At 43.7% G+C, this 15,894-nt stretch carries 15 protein-coding genes; 13 read left to right on the top strand and 2 right to left on the bottom strand.

Annotated elements, in window-relative coordinates; genetic code table 11:
* Window positions 1–79: 79 nt before the first annotated feature.
* The 6 genes from HOP45_RS10360 to HOP45_RS10335 all read left to right on the top strand — a co-directional run bounded on the left by HOP45_RS10360 (window position 80) and on the right by HOP45_RS10335 (window position 4,917).
* A complete protein-coding gene (locus HOP45_RS10360; RefSeq protein WP_370458002.1) occupies window positions 80–1,318 on the top strand; it encodes an MFS transporter in 1,239 nt (412 codons plus the stop codon).
* A gap of 63 nt (window positions 1,319–1,381) precedes the next feature.
* A complete protein-coding gene (gene liaF, locus HOP45_RS10355; protein ID WP_181349222.1) occupies window positions 1,382–2,170 on the top strand; it encodes a cell wall-active antibiotics response protein LiaF in 789 nt (262 codons plus the stop codon).
* 18 nt (window positions 2,171–2,188) lie between these two features.
* Entirely contained in the window at window positions 2,189–3,253 is a 1,065-nt protein-coding gene (locus HOP45_RS10350; RefSeq protein WP_181349221.1) for a sensor histidine kinase, read from the top strand.
* Window positions 3,250–3,879, top strand: coding sequence for a response regulator (locus HOP45_RS10345; protein WP_181349220.1), 630 nt, complete (start codon window positions 3,250–3,252; stop codon window positions 3,877–3,879). Before HOP45_RS10350 ends, HOP45_RS10345 begins: the two co-directional genes overlap by 4 nt.
* A 112-nt stretch (window positions 3,880–3,991) precedes the next feature.
* Window positions 3,992–4,429 carry a disulfide oxidoreductase gene (locus tag HOP45_RS10340; protein ID WP_181349219.1) on the top strand — a complete coding sequence of 146 codons (438 nt, stop codon included), beginning with the start codon at window positions 3,992–3,994 and terminating at the stop codon, window positions 4,427–4,429.
* Window positions 4,426–4,917 carry a thioredoxin family protein gene (locus HOP45_RS10335; protein ID WP_181349218.1) on the top strand — a complete coding sequence of 164 codons (492 nt, stop codon included), beginning with the start codon at window positions 4,426–4,428 and terminating at the stop codon, window positions 4,915–4,917. The genes HOP45_RS10340 and HOP45_RS10335 overlap by 4 nt, the downstream gene beginning before the upstream one ends.
* 194 nt (window positions 4,918–5,111) lie before the next feature.
* On the opposite strand, the gene HOP45_RS10330 is transcribed toward HOP45_RS10335, so the two are convergent.
* Window positions 5,112–5,630: an antibiotic biosynthesis monooxygenase family protein gene (locus HOP45_RS10330; RefSeq protein WP_255437596.1), complete on the bottom strand. Its 519-nt coding sequence runs from the start codon at window positions 5,628–5,630 to the stop codon at window positions 5,112–5,114.
* Window positions 5,631–5,729: 99 nt separating this feature from the next.
* Here HOP45_RS10330 and HOP45_RS10325 point away from each other — a divergent pair, with 99 nt between their 5' ends.
* From HOP45_RS10325 to hemY, 4 genes are all read left to right on the top strand, one after another.
* On the top strand, window positions 5,730–7,907 hold the full coding sequence (locus tag HOP45_RS10325; protein WP_255437595.1) for a transglycosylase domain-containing protein: 2,178 nt from the start codon (window positions 5,730–5,732) through the stop codon (window positions 7,905–7,907).
* Between the two features lie 130 nt (window positions 7,908–8,037).
* Window positions 8,038–9,096, top strand: a complete 1,059-nt coding sequence (gene hemE / locus HOP45_RS10320) for a uroporphyrinogen decarboxylase (protein WP_181349217.1) — start codon at window positions 8,038–8,040, stop codon at window positions 9,094–9,096.
* The gene (hemH, locus tag HOP45_RS10315; RefSeq protein WP_181349216.1) at window positions 9,089–10,018 is read left to right on the top strand and encodes a ferrochelatase; all 930 of its coding nucleotides are present in this window, start codon (window positions 9,089–9,091) and stop codon (window positions 10,016–10,018) included. The genes hemE and hemH overlap by 8 nt, the downstream gene beginning before the upstream one ends.
* Window positions 10,019–10,025: 7 nt before the next feature.
* Entirely contained in the window at window positions 10,026–11,429 is a 1,404-nt protein-coding gene (gene hemY, locus HOP45_RS10310; RefSeq protein ID WP_181349215.1) for a protoporphyrinogen oxidase, read from the top strand.
* Window positions 11,430–11,664: 235 nt separating this feature from the next.
* Here the strand turns inward: hemY and yhfH are convergent, their stop codons facing one another.
* Window positions 11,665–11,793, bottom strand: coding sequence for a protein YhfH (gene yhfH / locus HOP45_RS10305; RefSeq protein WP_181349214.1), 129 nt, complete (start codon window positions 11,791–11,793; stop codon window positions 11,665–11,667).
* 116 nt (window positions 11,794–11,909) lie between these two features.
* Here yhfH and HOP45_RS10300 point away from each other — a divergent pair, with 116 nt between their 5' ends.
* The 3 genes from HOP45_RS10300 to HOP45_RS10290 all read left to right on the top strand — a co-directional run bounded on the left by HOP45_RS10300 (window position 11,910) and on the right by HOP45_RS10290 (window position 15,486).
* Window positions 11,910–12,656, top strand: coding sequence for an MBL fold metallo-hydrolase (locus HOP45_RS10300; RefSeq protein ID WP_181349213.1), 747 nt, complete (start codon window positions 11,910–11,912; stop codon window positions 12,654–12,656).
* Window positions 12,657–12,737: 81 nt separating this feature from the next.
* Window positions 12,738–13,736 carry a lipoate--protein ligase gene (gene lplA / locus HOP45_RS10295; RefSeq protein ID WP_181349212.1) on the top strand — a complete coding sequence of 333 codons (999 nt, stop codon included), beginning with the start codon at window positions 12,738–12,740 and terminating at the stop codon, window positions 13,734–13,736.
* Between the two features lie 208 nt (window positions 13,737–13,944).
* The gene (locus tag HOP45_RS10290; RefSeq protein ID WP_181349211.1) at window positions 13,945–15,486 is read left to right on the top strand and encodes a fatty acid--CoA ligase family protein; all 1,542 of its coding nucleotides are present in this window, start codon (window positions 13,945–13,947) and stop codon (window positions 15,484–15,486) included.
* The last annotated feature ends 408 nt before the right edge of the window (window positions 15,487–15,894 follow it).

Below are 15,894 nucleotides of genomic sequence, written 5' to 3'. Positions count from 1 at the left end.
CCAATCCACCGGTTGTTAATTTCCTGGTGGATTTTTCTTATGATGAAAAGAGTTAAAGTGGTGGAAAGGGGGGAGGATGGTGCAGTCAAGTCAACAGTTTTTAGCACAAGAGAAGGGCACTGTCTTTTTGAATCGTCAGTTTCTCTATCTATTTATCAGTGCGATATTTTCAGCGCCGGGCTACTATGTTTATTTGATTGGTGTAGAATGGCTGATGCTTTCTATTAGTGACGATCGGTTTTTCTTTGGAATGTTATTTTTATCCGCTTCCATTCCACGACTGATTTTTATGACGACTGGGGGAATCTTGGCAGATCACATCAATCAACGCACCATTCTCATGTGGTCCGATATTACCCGTGCCTTCCTTGTTCTGCTTCTACTCGTATTAATCTGGCGCGACAGCATTGCGATTTGGCACCTCATAACACTAGCGGCGTTGTTTGGGTTGAGTGATGCCTTCAGCCACCCCGCCATAAACACATTAACTGCCATGATATTGGATGAAAAGGATTTGCAGCAAGGCAATTCCCTCATCCAAGTAACGACCCAAATCAGTCCGGTGTTAGGCCCGGTTGTAGGCGGAAGTATGATATATTTTTTAGGGTTCATGGGCGTGTTCACAGTTGCGTTCACGATGATGGTAGTGGCTGCTTTGATTGTCATGAGAATTAAGCTGAACCCGGTTCATGACGATAAGCACAAGGAGGGGTTCTGGAATGAGTTTCGGGAAGGCATTCAGTATGTAAAGCAGCGAGAAGTGTTACGGTCGATTATGATTATGGCTTTCTTTCTCAATTTCTTTGTTACCGGCCCCATGAGTTTAGGCATTCCGATTATAGTCAAGGACGTATTTGGTGCGAATGCACTTGGACTGACAACACTTGAGGTTTCGTTAGGGGGTGGCGCTTTATTCGGGGCTTTCGTCCTGACTTCTATCAAGAATCTGAAGCGACCGGGTGTGGTTATGCTGGGATGCATCGCAGCGTTCGGAGGGCTTTATGCCTTAACCGGTTTAGCTTTGAACTTGTATGTAAATGCGGGGCTTTTGGTAGGGATAGGGCTGCTGTTACAATTTGTCAACATTCCTTTGATGACCATGGTGCAAAGAACGACTGATAAACACATGCTTGGGCGGGTTATCAGCCTGTTAATGACGGTGTCAACAGGATTGGTACCGGTGTCTTACTTCGTTACCTCACTATTAATTGGGATAGGCGTGGATATTCAGCTGATTACAATGATAGGAGGATCAATTGTCTTATTGCTTGCGATCATGCATGTCAATAACCGCACTATTATGAACTATCGTTATTAAACAAGCAGGAATTGATTTCCTTATGTCTAATATAATTAAAGAGATGGAAAAGGGTGAGAGACGATGGTTAAAGGATTTTTTAAGCTTTTGGCGGCGTTTACATTCGTAGGTGCTGGCATCTTATTAATATTGACGAACCTCAATATCATTTCCATGGAAATAAGCTTCACATGGGCAAGCATTTACCCGGCCCTCTTAATCTTGGTGGGGTTGAAATGGTGGTGGGACGGGGTTTTTAAGAACGGCGGTTCATGGGCGGGCGGATCGTTCTTGTTTATATTCGGTTCATTATTGTTGTTAGACCGCTTTGGGGTCATTCTCTTCACGTTCACAGATGTATTGAAATTATGGCCATTGTTATTTATCTATATTGGATTTTCAATCTTTATGGGGGGACGTACTCGGAGGTATAAAGAGAAATATAAGACGGTTCAATTTGAAGGGGATTCTGTCATGGATAATGATGGGTCTGCCCGGAAGAATGCGGAGAAAAAAGATTTCTCAGTAGGGTCCCAATCATTTAAGAAAGAAAATTGGAAAGTGGAACCGATGAGTTTATGGAATGCCATCGGCGATTACCATTTTGATTTTACAAAAGCATTCATTCCAGACCAGGATACGCCCATATCAGTGAAAGGTTGGGTCGGGGATGTGAAGATGTTGATTCCAGAAAATGTTCCCTTTCAAGTTAGTGCTTCTATCAAAGCTGGGGAGATATCTGTGTTAGGACAAAAGGCGGATGGAATTAGCCGGCGCCTTACGTACCAAACACCTGATTATGAAGAAGCGACGCGTCGCTTAACGTTGGAGATACATTTTAATGCCGGTTCTATTAAAGTGGACAAAATATGATGCCTGGAGGTGAATGATGTGCTCCAACATTTGAACAGCATTCGTTACACGTATATTCGGTCTCATTTGTATGGTTATGTTCTCATCTTATTTATTCTGCTTTCTTTATTACTATCGGCACATGTGTGGTTCAGTCCCGGTTGGTTGAACGCTCAAGCTATTTTATTTTTTATGGCATCGTATGTGTTGGTAGGGCTGGGAGTGGCCATTTATGCCGGATTTAAATCCAGTGGTGATATGAAACAACGGATCGATTATATATCAACCATGATTATCCAACTGTCCCGTGGCGCTTTTTCTTCCAAGATATATTTTAATGAAAATGACGAGATCGCTAGGATTGGATCAGAATTAAACGAACTAGGGGATAAACTTAAACAGCAAAAAGAATCGTTGTTAAAACTTGCTGATGAAAAAGCAGAATATGCAAAGTCAGCTCATAAGGCAGCGACCATTGAAGAAAGACAGCGACTTGCCCGGGACTTGCATGACGCGGTGAGCCAACAACTGTTTGCCTTGACCATGCTATCACAGGCTTGTTTGCGCACGTTCGATAAAAATCAGGATCAAGCAAAAGGGCAGCTGGAAGATATTACTCAAATGGCTTTGCAAGCTCAAACTGAAATGAGAGCATTATTGCTTCATTTACGCCCGGTGCACTTATCAGGGGAGCCTCTGGCAAAAGGAATCGATCAGCTAATAGAAGAGCTTCAGCAAAAGTGTCAGATTGTCTTTAACGTTGATTTGAACGATATCGGACAGTTTCCGGAAAGTATGGAAGAACAGTTGTTCAGAGTCGTGCAAGAGGCATTATCTAATATCTTACGGCATGCCAACGCCACGGAGGTAACGATTGAACTCACCAGGGGGACCCAAGAGTTGTTTTTACATATTGGAGATAATGGCATCGGCTTTGACGCTGAAGAAAAACGTATGACCAAAACATCATATGGATTAACAAATATGAAAGAACGGTGTGAAGAAATCGGCGGTGAATTCACGATCCGTTCACGGGAAGATGAAGGGACTCATATTGATATTCGCATACCTATTAAAGTGAATGAAGGAGAGGAAGCGTTATGATTCGTGTGATGGTAGTTGATGATCATGATGTTGTACGTAAAGGGGTTATCGCTTATTTAAATACAGAAGATGAGCTTGACGTAGTAGGAGAGGCTGCGAGTGGAATTGAAGGAGTGGAGGCCGCTCGAAAATTGCAGCCTGATGTTATCTTAATGGACTTGATTATGGAAAATGGTACCGGAATTGAAGCTACGGAGCAAATCATGACATTCCTCCCTGAGTGTAAAATCATTATTCTTACGAGTTATTACGAAGACGAAAAAGTATTCCCTGCCCTCGAAGCAGGAGCTTTTAGTTATATGTTGAAAACGTCGTCTGCTGATGAGATTGCTTCCGCCATAAAAAAAGCATATCAGGGTGAGACCGTAATTGAGCCGAAAGTGGCGAGTAAAATGATGAATCGTTTTCGTATTACGCCTTCACAAGCTCATGATGAATTAACGAATCGGGAGCTGGAAGTGTTGAAGTGTATTAATGAAGGGATGACCAACCTGGAAATTAGCGAGACTTTGTATATAGGTATAAAAACGGTAAAGACCCATGTGAGCAACATACTTAGTAAACTTGGTGTTCAAGACCGGACTCAAGCAGCTGTTTATGCGCATCGTAATCAGTTATTTAAATAATGTCACCGTGCTGACTAGATTCATGGAACAGATTTAAAAGCAAATGGTTTTGGCGAGCTTGAAAAAATAGTATAATACAGGTCAGTTGCAGATAAGAAAGGAAATGGGTTGGATGGATTCTCAACACAAATCGCAGGAAAACGTATTATTTCTCGTATGGGCTCTTACCGTAACAGCAACGGGAGGGAGCTTGTTTTTTTCTGAAGTCCTCGGCTATATTCCGTGTGAGTTTTGCTGGTATCAACGCATTCTAATGTACCCGCTTGTGATTATTTATGGGATGGCTTTATGGAAGAAACAGGTTACTATCGCTCTTCCTGGCCTGGTATTAAGCGGGGCAGGCATTGCGTTGTCTTTTTACCATTATCTATTACAAAAGCTGCCCGCTTTAGAAGAAGCAGGCGGTTCGTGCGGCATCGTTCCGTGTAACGGGGAGTACATTAACTGGTTAGGGTTTATTACCATTCCGTTATTGTCATTTTGTGCATTTGCCATCGTATTTGTATGCCATTCTATTTTTCTAACGAGCAGAAGGAGACATCATTCATGAAGAAAAAAATGATTATATTTTTATCCGTACTTGCTGTATTAATGGCTGGTCTTTGGTTTGTGGTCAGTTACCAAAATAGCCAGCAATCTGAAGACAATCCCTATGGTAAAGATTCACTTGAGCAAGCGACGATTGAGCAACTAGATGACCCAATGTATCAGAATCAAGTGCAGCCGGATGAATTGCAGAATATGATTGAATCTGGTGAGGACACCACCGTTTACTTTTACAGTCCCACGTGCCAACATTGCCAGCGTACGACGCCTGTCGTAGTCCCTATGACCAACGAGTATGACATTGATATGAAGAAGATGAATGTGTTGGAGTTTCAGAGTCAGTGGGAAGAATATAATATCAGCGGTACGCCTACCATCATTCACTTTGAAGACGGAGAGGAAGTAGCTCGAATTTCAGGTGAGCAACCTCAAACGACGTTCAATTCATTCTTCAAAAACAAAGTGTTGGATGAGAAAGGCGCTGAAGAATAGGCAACCACGTTCAGCCCACAAGCATGTATAGCACTTCTGTGTTTTGACGGAGCGGGTCTTAATCGTCGTCCTTGAAACACAAAAAATTCCGAACCTTTCAGCGAAATCGTTCGGAATTTTTGTGTTTTCTTCATTTTTTGTGCTATTTGAACAGAACGCGTTAGTTAAAACCTGTTCAGGCTGAGGAGAGGGCTCTATTCTTCAGAGAATTGCACCATATGGTATTGCGTGATATAAGCTTCTCCATCAATGAAGGAAGGCTTCCCTTTATGATCCGGACCCGATTGACTGTGGGCTTTTTCAAAAGACTGAGAATTTTTCCAGCGTGTGAAACTTTCTTCATTCCGCCATTGCGTAAACACTACATACGTATTACCGCTCAGGGGTCTCAGTATCCGTATGGCCTGAAATCCCTCTGTTTCTTCGACGCTGCCTGCCCGGTTTTTAAACCGGTCTTCAAATACGGGCCGTCCTTCATCGGAAACAGGGATATTGTTCATTACGACGTATCCGCTGTCTTTAATGTCTCCAACTGCATCAACGATCTCATATTCTCTTCCTTCTGCGAATATTGACGTATCATCACCTTCATAGTAGGCAACCGTTTTATCTTCATTTTGTAGGAAATGAAGTGTGACGTCGGGGTGTTGTTTGTCTAGCTTTGCTAAATAGTTTGGTGTACCATTTGTCATAGAAACTTTCAAAAATGCCATCCCCTTTCTCTTGATAGGTCTAGTTTAGCAAGGAGAGGAAGCAGGGAGCAAATTCGACGAAAAAAGTCATTCATATAGCTAAGAAAGGATGCACAACGATTGAACACCAAAGAATGGTTTGAAAACATGCCTGCGTGGGTGAAGCGGTTCCGGTGGGTTATAGCGTGTGGCGCCGCCCTATTCGTACTAGCCTTGGCCGGCTATTTGACGATCATATTCGGAGGGCGGTTTGTCGTCGATGACAAAGCGCTCGTGCTTGATGCTGCCACAACGGTGGAAACAGAAGATGGAAAGGTCATTGAAGAAATATATACCGAAAATCGCAGACTCGTCTCCCGGCAAAGTATTCCAGAGCATGTTGAGAATGCTTTTATTGCAATAGAAGACAGCAGGTTTTATGAACACACGGGTGTCGACGTCAAGTCCGTCTTTCGGGCTATTTACCGGGACCTTAGAGCAATGGAAAAGGTTGAAGGCGGTAGTACGATCACCCAGCAGTTAGCTAAAAATCTATTTTTAAGCAACGACAAGACCTGGATGAGGAAAACAAAAGAAGTCATGGCTGCGAAATATTTAGAAAGACAGTACAGTAAGGAAGAGATTTTGGAACTTTACCTTAATCGTATTTATTTTGGTGATAACATTTATGGGCTCGGGTCAGCGGCTGAGCATTTCTTTAATAAGGACGTTGCTGATTTGACTGTATCAGAAGGCGCGATGCTTGCAGCGCTTCCTAAAGCGCCAAATGACTATTCACCTCGGAAACATCCAAAAAAAGCGAAGCAACGGCGGAATCTGGTTTTGAACCGCATGAAGGATCTTGAGATGATTACGGTTGAAGACATGCTGCGCTACCAGGGTGCATCGCTCGGGCTTGATCAGGAAACAGAAAATAAACAAGCGTGGTCTCATAGTTATGTGGATCTTGTCATTCAAGAAGCTGAAGAAAAATATAACATCTCGCGGGAAGAATTAAAGAGAGGCGGGTATCGACTCGTCACCGAATTGGATCCCACGATACAAAAAACGGCCTATCGACACATCCAAAACGACTCCATTGTGCCAGGATCTCTTTCTGGCGTACAGGCAGCATTCACAATGATGAATCATGACAATGGGGCCATTGTAGCAGCAATTGGAGGTAAGGGATTCGAACATGGCGGACTGAACCGAGCGAAAGTGAAACGTTCCCCTGGCTCGACCATTAAGCCGTTAGCCGTTTATGGACCTGCGTTAATGACGTCAGACTTCACACCCTATTCCGTATTGCCAGACGAATTGAAAACATATGAGGATGGCTATCAACCGCGTAATTATGATGGGCAATATAGTGAAGAAGTGTCGTTGTACCATGCTTTGACAGCTTCTAAAAACGCCCCAGCAGTTTGGCTCCTTGATCAAATCGGCATCTCATACGCAAAAGGGTATTTAGACCAGCTCGGCCTTGCCACGGATGATCATCATTTAGCGATGGCCTTGGGAGGGCTGAGTGAAGGTTATTCGCCACTTCAGCTTTCAGAAGCCTATCAAAGCTTTGCATCCGAAGGGGCGTACGCTGAAAGTTACACGATCAAAAAAATTATTGACCGCCACGGTGACGTGATTCATCAGCATGAAGAGGAGACGACAGAGGTATTTGATAAACAAGTGGCATGGGATGTAACCGAAATGTTAAAAACGGCTGTCCGTGAAGGGACCGCGAGCCAGGGACAGTATGATCAGGCCCTGGCCGGCAAGACGGGAACACACCAGCATCCAGAACACCCTGAACATAATAAAGATGTCTGGTTTGTGGGTTATACACCGGAATATGTGGGAAGTGTTTGGATGGGGTATGATCGTTCAGGGAAAGACTCGTATGTAACAGGAGGAAGTTCGTATCCGACGAAAATGATGAAAGCAATACTCAGTGATGTCGACCAGCAAATTGGATTGGCTTCCACTTTCCAGAAGCCAGAAGGGGTTGAAGAATTGCCTCCCCCTATCCATCTTCCTGACATCGATCATGTTGAAGCGGATGTAGAACTGGGTGGCATGACATTATTGCAAGGGACATTGACATGGGAGCCTTCAGATGATGAACGCGTCGTCTATCATATTTATCGTTCCAAGGACGGAGCGGATAAAAAAGTCGGAGAGGTGACCGGGAAAGGATCATTTACTGTGAACGGATTTCAGTTGTTTAACCGGAGCAGCTACTATGTTGTACCTTATGATCCATTGACGGAAATGACAGGTACAGCATCTGAACCCGTCCAACTGAGTGTGGGTTTTTAGCCGAATCGTCAGCTGATTTGCTTTGGAAAAGGTACAAAATCGTGACAAATGGCCCCCATCGCTATACAGAAGTGGAAAACAGCGATATAGTGGATTACGGATTACGTACGCACAAAGGAGTTAAACAATTATGGCAAAAGAATTTAATGATACGATATTACGAGCATTACGCGGGGAAGACACCTCCTATACACCTGTTTGGTACATGAGACAGGCCGGACGTTCTCAGCCGGAATATCGTAAGCTGAAGGAGAAATACTCCTTATTTGAAATCACCCATCAGCCGGAGTTATGTGCCTATGTAACACGTCTGCCTGTGGAACAGTATGATGTGGATGCTGCTGTTTTATACAAAGACATTATGTCCCCTTTGCCGGCTATCGGTGTAGATGTAGAGATCCAAAAAGGGGTAGGGCCTGTTATTGACCAGCCCATTCGTACAAAGGCTGATGTTGATAACCTAGGCAAGATTGAACCGGAACAGGACGTTCCATATGTACTTGATACCATTCGTTTGCTGACCCGCGAACAATTGAATGTTCCGTTGATCGGGTTCAGTGGTGCGCCCTTTACACTCGCCAGCTATATGGTCGAAGGCGGCCCTTCGAAAAATTATAGTAAAACGAAGGCCATGATGTACAACGAACCGGAGACATGGTTTCAATTGATGGACAAGCTTGCAGATATGACGATTACATACGTGCAAGCGCAAATAAATGCTGGAGCGAAAGTCATTCAAATCTTTGATTCCTGGGTAGGTGCATTAAGTGCCCCGGATTATCGCACGTATATCAAACCGGTTATGGAGCGCATCTTTAATGAGCTGTCTCAAGAAGGTGTACCCCTGATTATGTTTGGAGTTGGAGCACGTCATTTAGCTTTAGAATGGAATGACCTTCCACTTGATGTGATAGGACTGGATTGGCGGACCTCTATACGAGAAGCTCGCGAAATGGGCATCAGCAAACCGTTACAAGGAAATCTTGATCCAGCGATTCTATTGTCCAGCTGGAACGTCATTGAAGAGCGGACAAAAGAGATCCTTGATGAAGGTCGTCGGCATCCGGCTCACATTTTTAATCTTGGGCACGGGGTGACGCCTGAGGTCGACCCAGCGACGTTGCAGCGCCTGACCGCATTCGTACATGAGTATTCACAAACATATGCACGAGGTGATTTAAATGAGTAAACGACACATGGGGTTATTAGTAATGGCCTATGGAACGCCTTATAAGGAAGAAGACCTGGAGCGCTACTATACGCATATAAGAAGAGGACGCAGGCCCTCTGACGAGCAGATTGAAGAGCTGCGAGGTCGTTACCAGGCAATCGGCGGCATATCGCCACTCGCTGAAATTACCAAAAAACAAGCTCACGCCCTAGAAGCAAAATTGAATGAGCTTCAGGATGAAATAGAATTCACTGTGTACTTAGGGTTGAAACACATTGACCCGTTCGTAGAAGATGCCGTCAGTCATATGCATGAAGACGGCATTACGGAAGCTGCTTCAATCGTACTGGCACCTCATTATTCTACTTATAGCGTGAAATCTTATAACGGGCGTGCTCAGGAAGAAGCAGACAAATACGGGATGACGATTCACTCCGTGCAAAGTTGGTATGACGCCCCCGGGTTTATTGAATTTTGGAAAGAACAGATTTTAAAAGAGTATGCCAAAATGGGGCAGGCTGAAAAAGATAAGGCATGCTTGATTTTATCAGCCCACAGTCTACCTACTAAGATCCTGGAGGGGGGCGACCCGTATCCTGAACAGCTGCGTACGACTGCACGATTGATTTCAGAAGCCACCGGGATTAACCAATATGAAATAGGCTGGCAAAGTGAAGGGAATACACCTGACCCTTGGTTGGGACCCGATGTGCAAGACTTGACACGTGACTTGCACCATGAACATGGTTATACGAGTTTCGTATATGCGCCTGTCGGTTTTGTGTCCGATCATCTTGAGGTGCTTTACGATAATGACTACGAATGCAAGGTCGTTTGTGATGAAATTGGCGCAAGCTACTATCGACCTGAGATGCCGAATGTACACCCGCTGTTCATAACGACTCTGGCCAATGTTGTTTTGGACCAAGTAAAGGAATAGGGATATCATGGAACAAACAAAACACGTTGTCGTGATTGGTGGAGGAATTGCTGGACTCACCGCTGCTTATAGGTTGCAAAGAGACATCGATCAAAATGAGCTCCCTATGCGTGTCAAATTGATCGAAGCGAGTGAACAGCTGGGCGGCAAAATTCAAACGGTTCATAAAGATGGTTTTACCATTGAAAGAGGTCCTGATTCATTTTTGGAACGGAAAGAAAGTGCAATGCGCTTAGCGCGTGATGTTGGCCTGGGTGATCAATTGATCCCTAACGGAACGGGGCAAGCGTATATATTAGTGAATAACAAGCTGCATCCTATGCCGAAAGGGTCATTTATGGGGGTTCCCACCCGCGTCAGGCCTTTCCTGTTTTCGGGGCTCTTTTCCCCAATCGGCAAACTCCGTGCTTCTATGGACTTAATTAAAGGCAAAAGCAAGCAAGCAGAGGATCAATCGCTGGGATTGTTCTTCAGAAGACGCCTGGGTGACCAATTTGTTGAAAATTTGATTGAGCCTTTGTTGTCAGGGATATACGCCGGTGATATAGATAATCTCAGTTTAATGGCAACGTTCCCGAACTTCTATGAGCTCGAACAGAAGCATGGCAGTTTGATTAAAGGCTTGAAAAAAACGCGCCCCAAGGCTGATATTTCTAAACAGGCAAAAAAACCAAGCATGTTCCGCACCCTGGAGCATGGACTTGAAACACTGGTGGAGGCCGTGGCAAACAAGTTGCATCCAGGGACTGTTTCAACAGGTGTCTCGGTCGATCATATCGAGAAGAAAGAGCATGCCTACCATTTACTGCTTAGTAATGGGGAAGTCGAGCAAGCGGATGCCGTCGTTATTGCCGCACCCTTTTTCCAGGCTGAACGCATGTTAAGTCAATATGAATTCTTGCGCCCATTCCGTGATATGCCGGCAACTTCTGTGGCCAATGTTGCCATGGCTTTTGACGCTTCGGCAATTAAAGAGGACGTGGATGGGACAGGTTTTGTCGTTTCCCGTAATAGCAACTTCAGAATCACAGCCTGTACATGGACGCATAAGAAATGGCCGCATACCACTCCTGATGGGAAGGTATTACTGCGTTGTTATGTAGGGAAGCCAGATGATCAAGCTATCGTAAATTATTCCGACGAAGAGATCGTCAACATTGCCTTGAATGATTTGAATCAAACGATGACGATTACTGGAGATCCAGAGTTTTCGATTATAACGCGTTGGAATGAAGCCATGCCTCAATACACGGTTGGTCATAAACAACGTATAACCGATATTGAAAATCAGATGCGAGAAGAACTCCCGGGAGTTTACCTTGCTGGAGGGTCGTACAGAGGAATCGGCCTGCCAGATTGCATTGACCAGGGAGAGCAAGCAGCTACAGAGGTCCTCGATTATTTGACCTGAACGATATAGTTCTACCCCCCTATTGATGAGGTTTTTTTAGCATGCAGAAAATAGTCGGGGATAAAACTGAATGAAATACACTGAATCCGAACGATTTCGTTGAAATCAGTTCGGATTTTTTGTGAGAAAGGCTTTGAGAGGGCACTATAAGACAAAAAAAAGAGCAGGCTGGCAGCTGCTCCTGTAAATTTAAGATTGAACATCCCCACTGACGTGGAATACTAGTGGTAGTGCTCTATCCTGCTGGATGATTGCAGTCATCGCAGGTATTGCCATAGCAGTCTGCTTGTTCTTGAATTGTTTTACCGCATTTGGCACATTGTTTTTTAGGAAGGTTTCGGAAAAATTCAACAATACTCATCATTAAAATCGCCTCCTGATTAAGTGTGTAAATTCATTGTATTATAACAATATTCAGAAATCAATAATCTGTTATAAAACAATTTTAAAATAGGAATATAGTATGAAGGGGAGATAACCATGAAATTGACTGTTGTAGGGTTTTGGGGAGCATATCCTGATCAGAACGGAGCGACTTCAAGTTATTTGCTGGAGAAGAATGGGTGGAAAGTGCTCATCGATTGTGGAAGCGGTTGTTTATCCAGATTGCAACAATTTACGGATGTAACGGATTTGGATGCGGTTATTTTATCGCATTATCACCATGACCACATTGCTGACGTGGGGGTCTTGCAATATGCCATGCTTGTGCAGAATACGTTGCATGAGACAGACAATGTTTTGCCCATCTATGGTCACCGGGATGATCCTAAACAATTTGAACAACTCACTCATCACTATACAGAGGGAAAAGAATATGACCCTCATCAAGCTTTGCAAGTTGGACCATTTACTATCACCTTTCAAAAAACGATTCATCCGGTTACATGCTATGGGATGAGGATTACAGACGGAGAGCATACCCTGGTTTACACAGCTGATACCAGTTTTTCTGAAGAATGGGTGGCGTTTGCCGATCAAGCGGACCTTTTGATTGCAGACACCAACTTTTATGAAGGCATGGATGGGACAAAGGCGGGCCATATGACCAGTAACGAAGCTGCTCATATTGCGGACGCAGCAAAAGTGAGTGAACTTTGGTTAAGTCACCTTCCGCACTTTGGGAACGTGACGAAGCTCAAGCAAGAAGCAGAAAATTATTATAATGGCACCATTAATGTTGCTGAGGAAGGGCTTGACTGGAAGGCAAAAGAAAAAGACACCTAGGGGAGAACCTTATCTTTTGTGTCTTTCTGCCCAATTGGATACAATAGTAGTCGCATAATAGGCAGGAAAGGATGGATCATCATGCTATTTATTGACAATGAAGGCCATACAGACCCGACCATTAATCTGGCAATAGAAGAGTACGCTTTAAAGAATCTTGATATCAACGACACGTATCTACTGTTCTATATCAACGAACCTTCAATCATCATCGGGAAGAACCAAAATACGATAGAAGAAATCAATACAACGTATGTTGAAGAGAAAGGCATTCATGTGGTTCGACGTTTATCTGGCGGTGGAGCCGTCTACCATGATCTCGGTAACTTGAGTTTCAGTTTCATCACAAAAGATGACGGAGATAGTTTTCATGACTTTGCGAAATTCACCGAACCTGTCACCGAAGCTCTTCAGAAGATCGGAGTTGGGGCGGAACTATCAGGCCGTAATGATATTGTAGTTGATGGCAGAAAAATTTCCGGAAACGCTCAGTTTACAACAAAAGGGCGGATGTTCAGTCACGGGACGCTCATGTTCGATTCAGAAATTGAGAACGTCGTCTCAGCATTGAATGTTAAAACAGAAAAAATAAAATCCAAAGGCATTAAATCAATTCGCAGCCGTGTTGCAAACATCTCTGAGTTCCTGAATGGACACGTTACAATGGATGAATTTAAGCGCCTCATTTTACGTTATATATTTGATGTTGAAGATGTTACAGACGTTCCGCGATACAAATTGACTCAAGAAGATTGGACAGCCATTTATGCGTTAGCTGAGGAACGTTATCGAAACTGGAATTGGAACTATGGCAAGTCTCCGAAATTTAACATTCAACAAACAGAACGTGTTGAAGGAGCAGGAAGCTACGACATTCGTTTAGATGTTGCAAAAGGAATTATCAGAAATGTGAAAATTTATGGAGACTTCTTTGGCGTGGGTGACATATCTGACGTTGAACAACGTTTAATTGACAAAAAATATGAGCGACAGGCGTTATCAGATGCCCTGGAGGATGTGGAGATTTCTCACTATCTGGGAAAAATAGATCGGGAGCAATTTTTAAATATTCTTTATTAGTGGATTAGGCGATAGCAGGCTCTCATTCACTATGGTAAAAGAAGAATGGGGGCTTGTTTGCCCTTTAGGTGCTGAAGGCGCCCCGATTCTTATCCCGGGGAGAGGGGTTGCTACAAAATTGTCAGTATTTTATAATTAGAATGAATATTTTTTACTATAAAATGAATGACTATTCATTCACTCGATTATCATCCAAGGAGGAATAAAGGTGAATTTAAGCGATCAGTTGTCAATAACGGCTCGAGAGAACCCTGAGAAATCAGCTTACACTTTTCAAGGACAAGAAAAAAGCTATCAGGAATTAGAAGGCGCGGTAACAAAATTCGCATCAAGCCTTCATGCGTTAGGTTATGGTAAGGGAGATCACATTGCGCTAGTAGCGGGGAACAGTCCGTATTTTGTGATTGGTCTTTATGGAGCATTACGAGCTGGTGTAACTGTTATTCCAGTCAACCCGATTTATACCACTGATGAGTTGCGCTATATTTTGCAAAATGGCGATGTCAAAGCTGTCATCACCATGGATGTCTTGTTGGAAAAATTTGAGGCAATGGCTGATGAGCTGCCGGATCTTGTACATTATTTCGTAGGAGACACAGGAGCCGGTCTCGCATTGGAAAACTCTTCTCTATCTCCAAAATTGAAATCGTTTACACATACTCTCGAAACGGGTTCAGTTGATTTTGAACGTCCTGTGCTTGATGAAGAGGATACAGCGGTTATCCTGTACACTTCTGGAACAACCGGAAAACCGAAAGGAGCAATGCTTTCGCACCGGAACCTTTATTCGAACGCCCAGGATGTTGCAGATTATTTGTCCTTTTCCAGCGATGACCGGGTGATTGCTACTCTGCCTATGTTCCATGTGTTCTGCTTAACGGTAGCTCTAAACGCCCCATTGATGAACGGTGGCACGATTCTGATTGTTCCGCAATTCTCACCACAAGCCGTGTTTGAAACAGCCGATCAGCATAATGCTACTGTTTTTGCAGGTGTGCCTACAATGTACAATTATTTATTGCCAACAGGGGAACAACAAACACACGCTTTCCGGAATATGCGGTTATGCATCTCCGGAGGCTCTTCTTTGCCCGTGTCACTTCTCAAGTCGTTTGAAGAGCTATTCAATGTTCGCGTTTCCGAAGGCTATGGGCTATCAGAAGCTTCACCTGTGACGTGCTTCAATCCATTGGATCGAGAGCGGAAGCCAGGATCTATTGGGACAAGCATTCTTAATGTCGAAAACAAAGTGGTCGATGAATGGGGTGAAGAAGTGCCAGCTGGAGAAGTAGGAGAACTTGCGGTCCGCGGTCCTAATGTGATGAAAGGTTATTATAAAATGCCTGAGGAAACCGCTGCGTCTATTAAAGATGGCTGGTTATACACAGGTGATATGGCACGGATGGACGATGAAGGATATTTTTACATTGTAGATCGTAAAAAAGACATGATTCTTGTTGGTGGTTATAACGTGTACCCACGAGAAGTTGAAGAAGTGTTTTATGACCATCCCGATGTTACCGAAGCTGCTGTGGTAGGTGTCCCACATCCTGAAACTGGGGAAAGTGTCATAAGTTTCGTCGTAACGAACAACGAAGCATTGGACGAACCGACGATGTTGTCTTATTGCCAAGATCATTTAGCAAAATATAAAATACCTTTCCGAATCGAATTCATGGATGAGCTGCCTAAAAATACAACGGGCAAAATATTGCGGAAAAATCTTCGGGATCAATTGACCCAATCATAGAAACTCAACCTAGGAGTAAACTTTACTGTGTCTCACTGGAGGTTTGTTACAAATATGTAACACACTTAGACTTCATGTGCGTTATCCATAAAAGAGAAAGGTTGTCATAAACTAACAATTGCGCAAATCCTTGCGGAATACCGCAAGATTTTTTCGGTGAACAATTTGCCACTGTATATTACAATATAATTACAGTGAGTTAATCGGCTTGTAGTTGAACAAGCTGATTTACAAAGCCTGATGAAATTGTGGCTTCCCCAGGTTAGGAAGCGCATTTTCATATAATTAATTCCCTCACTCAAAAGTTAACCAGTCGTCTCTTTTGCCAATGTCCGTGTGACATTGGCCTTTTTTGTGTGCCCGGCATGGGCATAAACTATAGGGTTCAAGTCCCGAACGGCGAAGGTC

The sequence above is a fragment of the Thalassobacillus sp. CUG 92003 genome, from assembly GCF_013618635.1.
In the GTDB taxonomy this organism is placed as follows: domain Bacteria; phylum Bacillota; class Bacilli; order Bacillales; family Halobacillaceae; genus CUG-92003.
This window is presented reverse-complemented; position numbering and strand designations above follow the sequence as displayed.

What these genes read in the sequence shown, in the direction of transcription:
- liaF (WP_181349222.1), top strand. Translation starts at nt 1,382, where the DNA reads ATGGTTAAAGGATTTTTTAAGCTTTTGGCGGCGTTTACATTCGTAGGT.
- HOP45_RS10345 (WP_181349220.1), top strand. Translation starts at nt 3,250, where the DNA reads ATGATTCGTGTGATGGTAGTTGATGATCATGATGTTGTACGTAAAGGG.
- HOP45_RS10340 (WP_181349219.1), top strand. Translation starts at nt 3,992, where the DNA reads ATGGATTCTCAACACAAATCGCAGGAAAACGTATTATTTCTCGTATGG.
- HOP45_RS10335 (WP_181349218.1), top strand. Translation starts at nt 4,426, where the DNA reads ATGAAGAAAAAAATGATTATATTTTTATCCGTACTTGCTGTATTAATG.
- HOP45_RS10330 (WP_255437596.1), bottom strand. Translation starts at nt 5,630, where the DNA reads ATGGCATTTTTGAAAGTTTCTATGACAAATGGTACACCAAACTATTTA.
- hemE (WP_181349217.1), top strand. Translation starts at nt 8,038, where the DNA reads ATGGCAAAAGAATTTAATGATACGATATTACGAGCATTACGCGGGGAA.
- hemH (WP_181349216.1), top strand. Translation starts at nt 9,089, where the DNA reads ATGAGTAAACGACACATGGGGTTATTAGTAATGGCCTATGGAACGCCT.
- hemY (WP_181349215.1), top strand. Translation starts at nt 10,026, where the DNA reads ATGGAACAAACAAAACACGTTGTCGTGATTGGTGGAGGAATTGCTGGA.
- yhfH (WP_181349214.1), bottom strand. Translation starts at nt 11,793, where the DNA reads ATGATGAGTATTGTTGAATTTTTCCGAAACCTTCCTAAAAAACAATGT.
- HOP45_RS10300 (WP_181349213.1), top strand. Translation starts at nt 11,910, where the DNA reads ATGAAATTGACTGTTGTAGGGTTTTGGGGAGCATATCCTGATCAGAAC.
- lplA (WP_181349212.1), top strand. Translation starts at nt 12,738, where the DNA reads ATGCTATTTATTGACAATGAAGGCCATACAGACCCGACCATTAATCTG.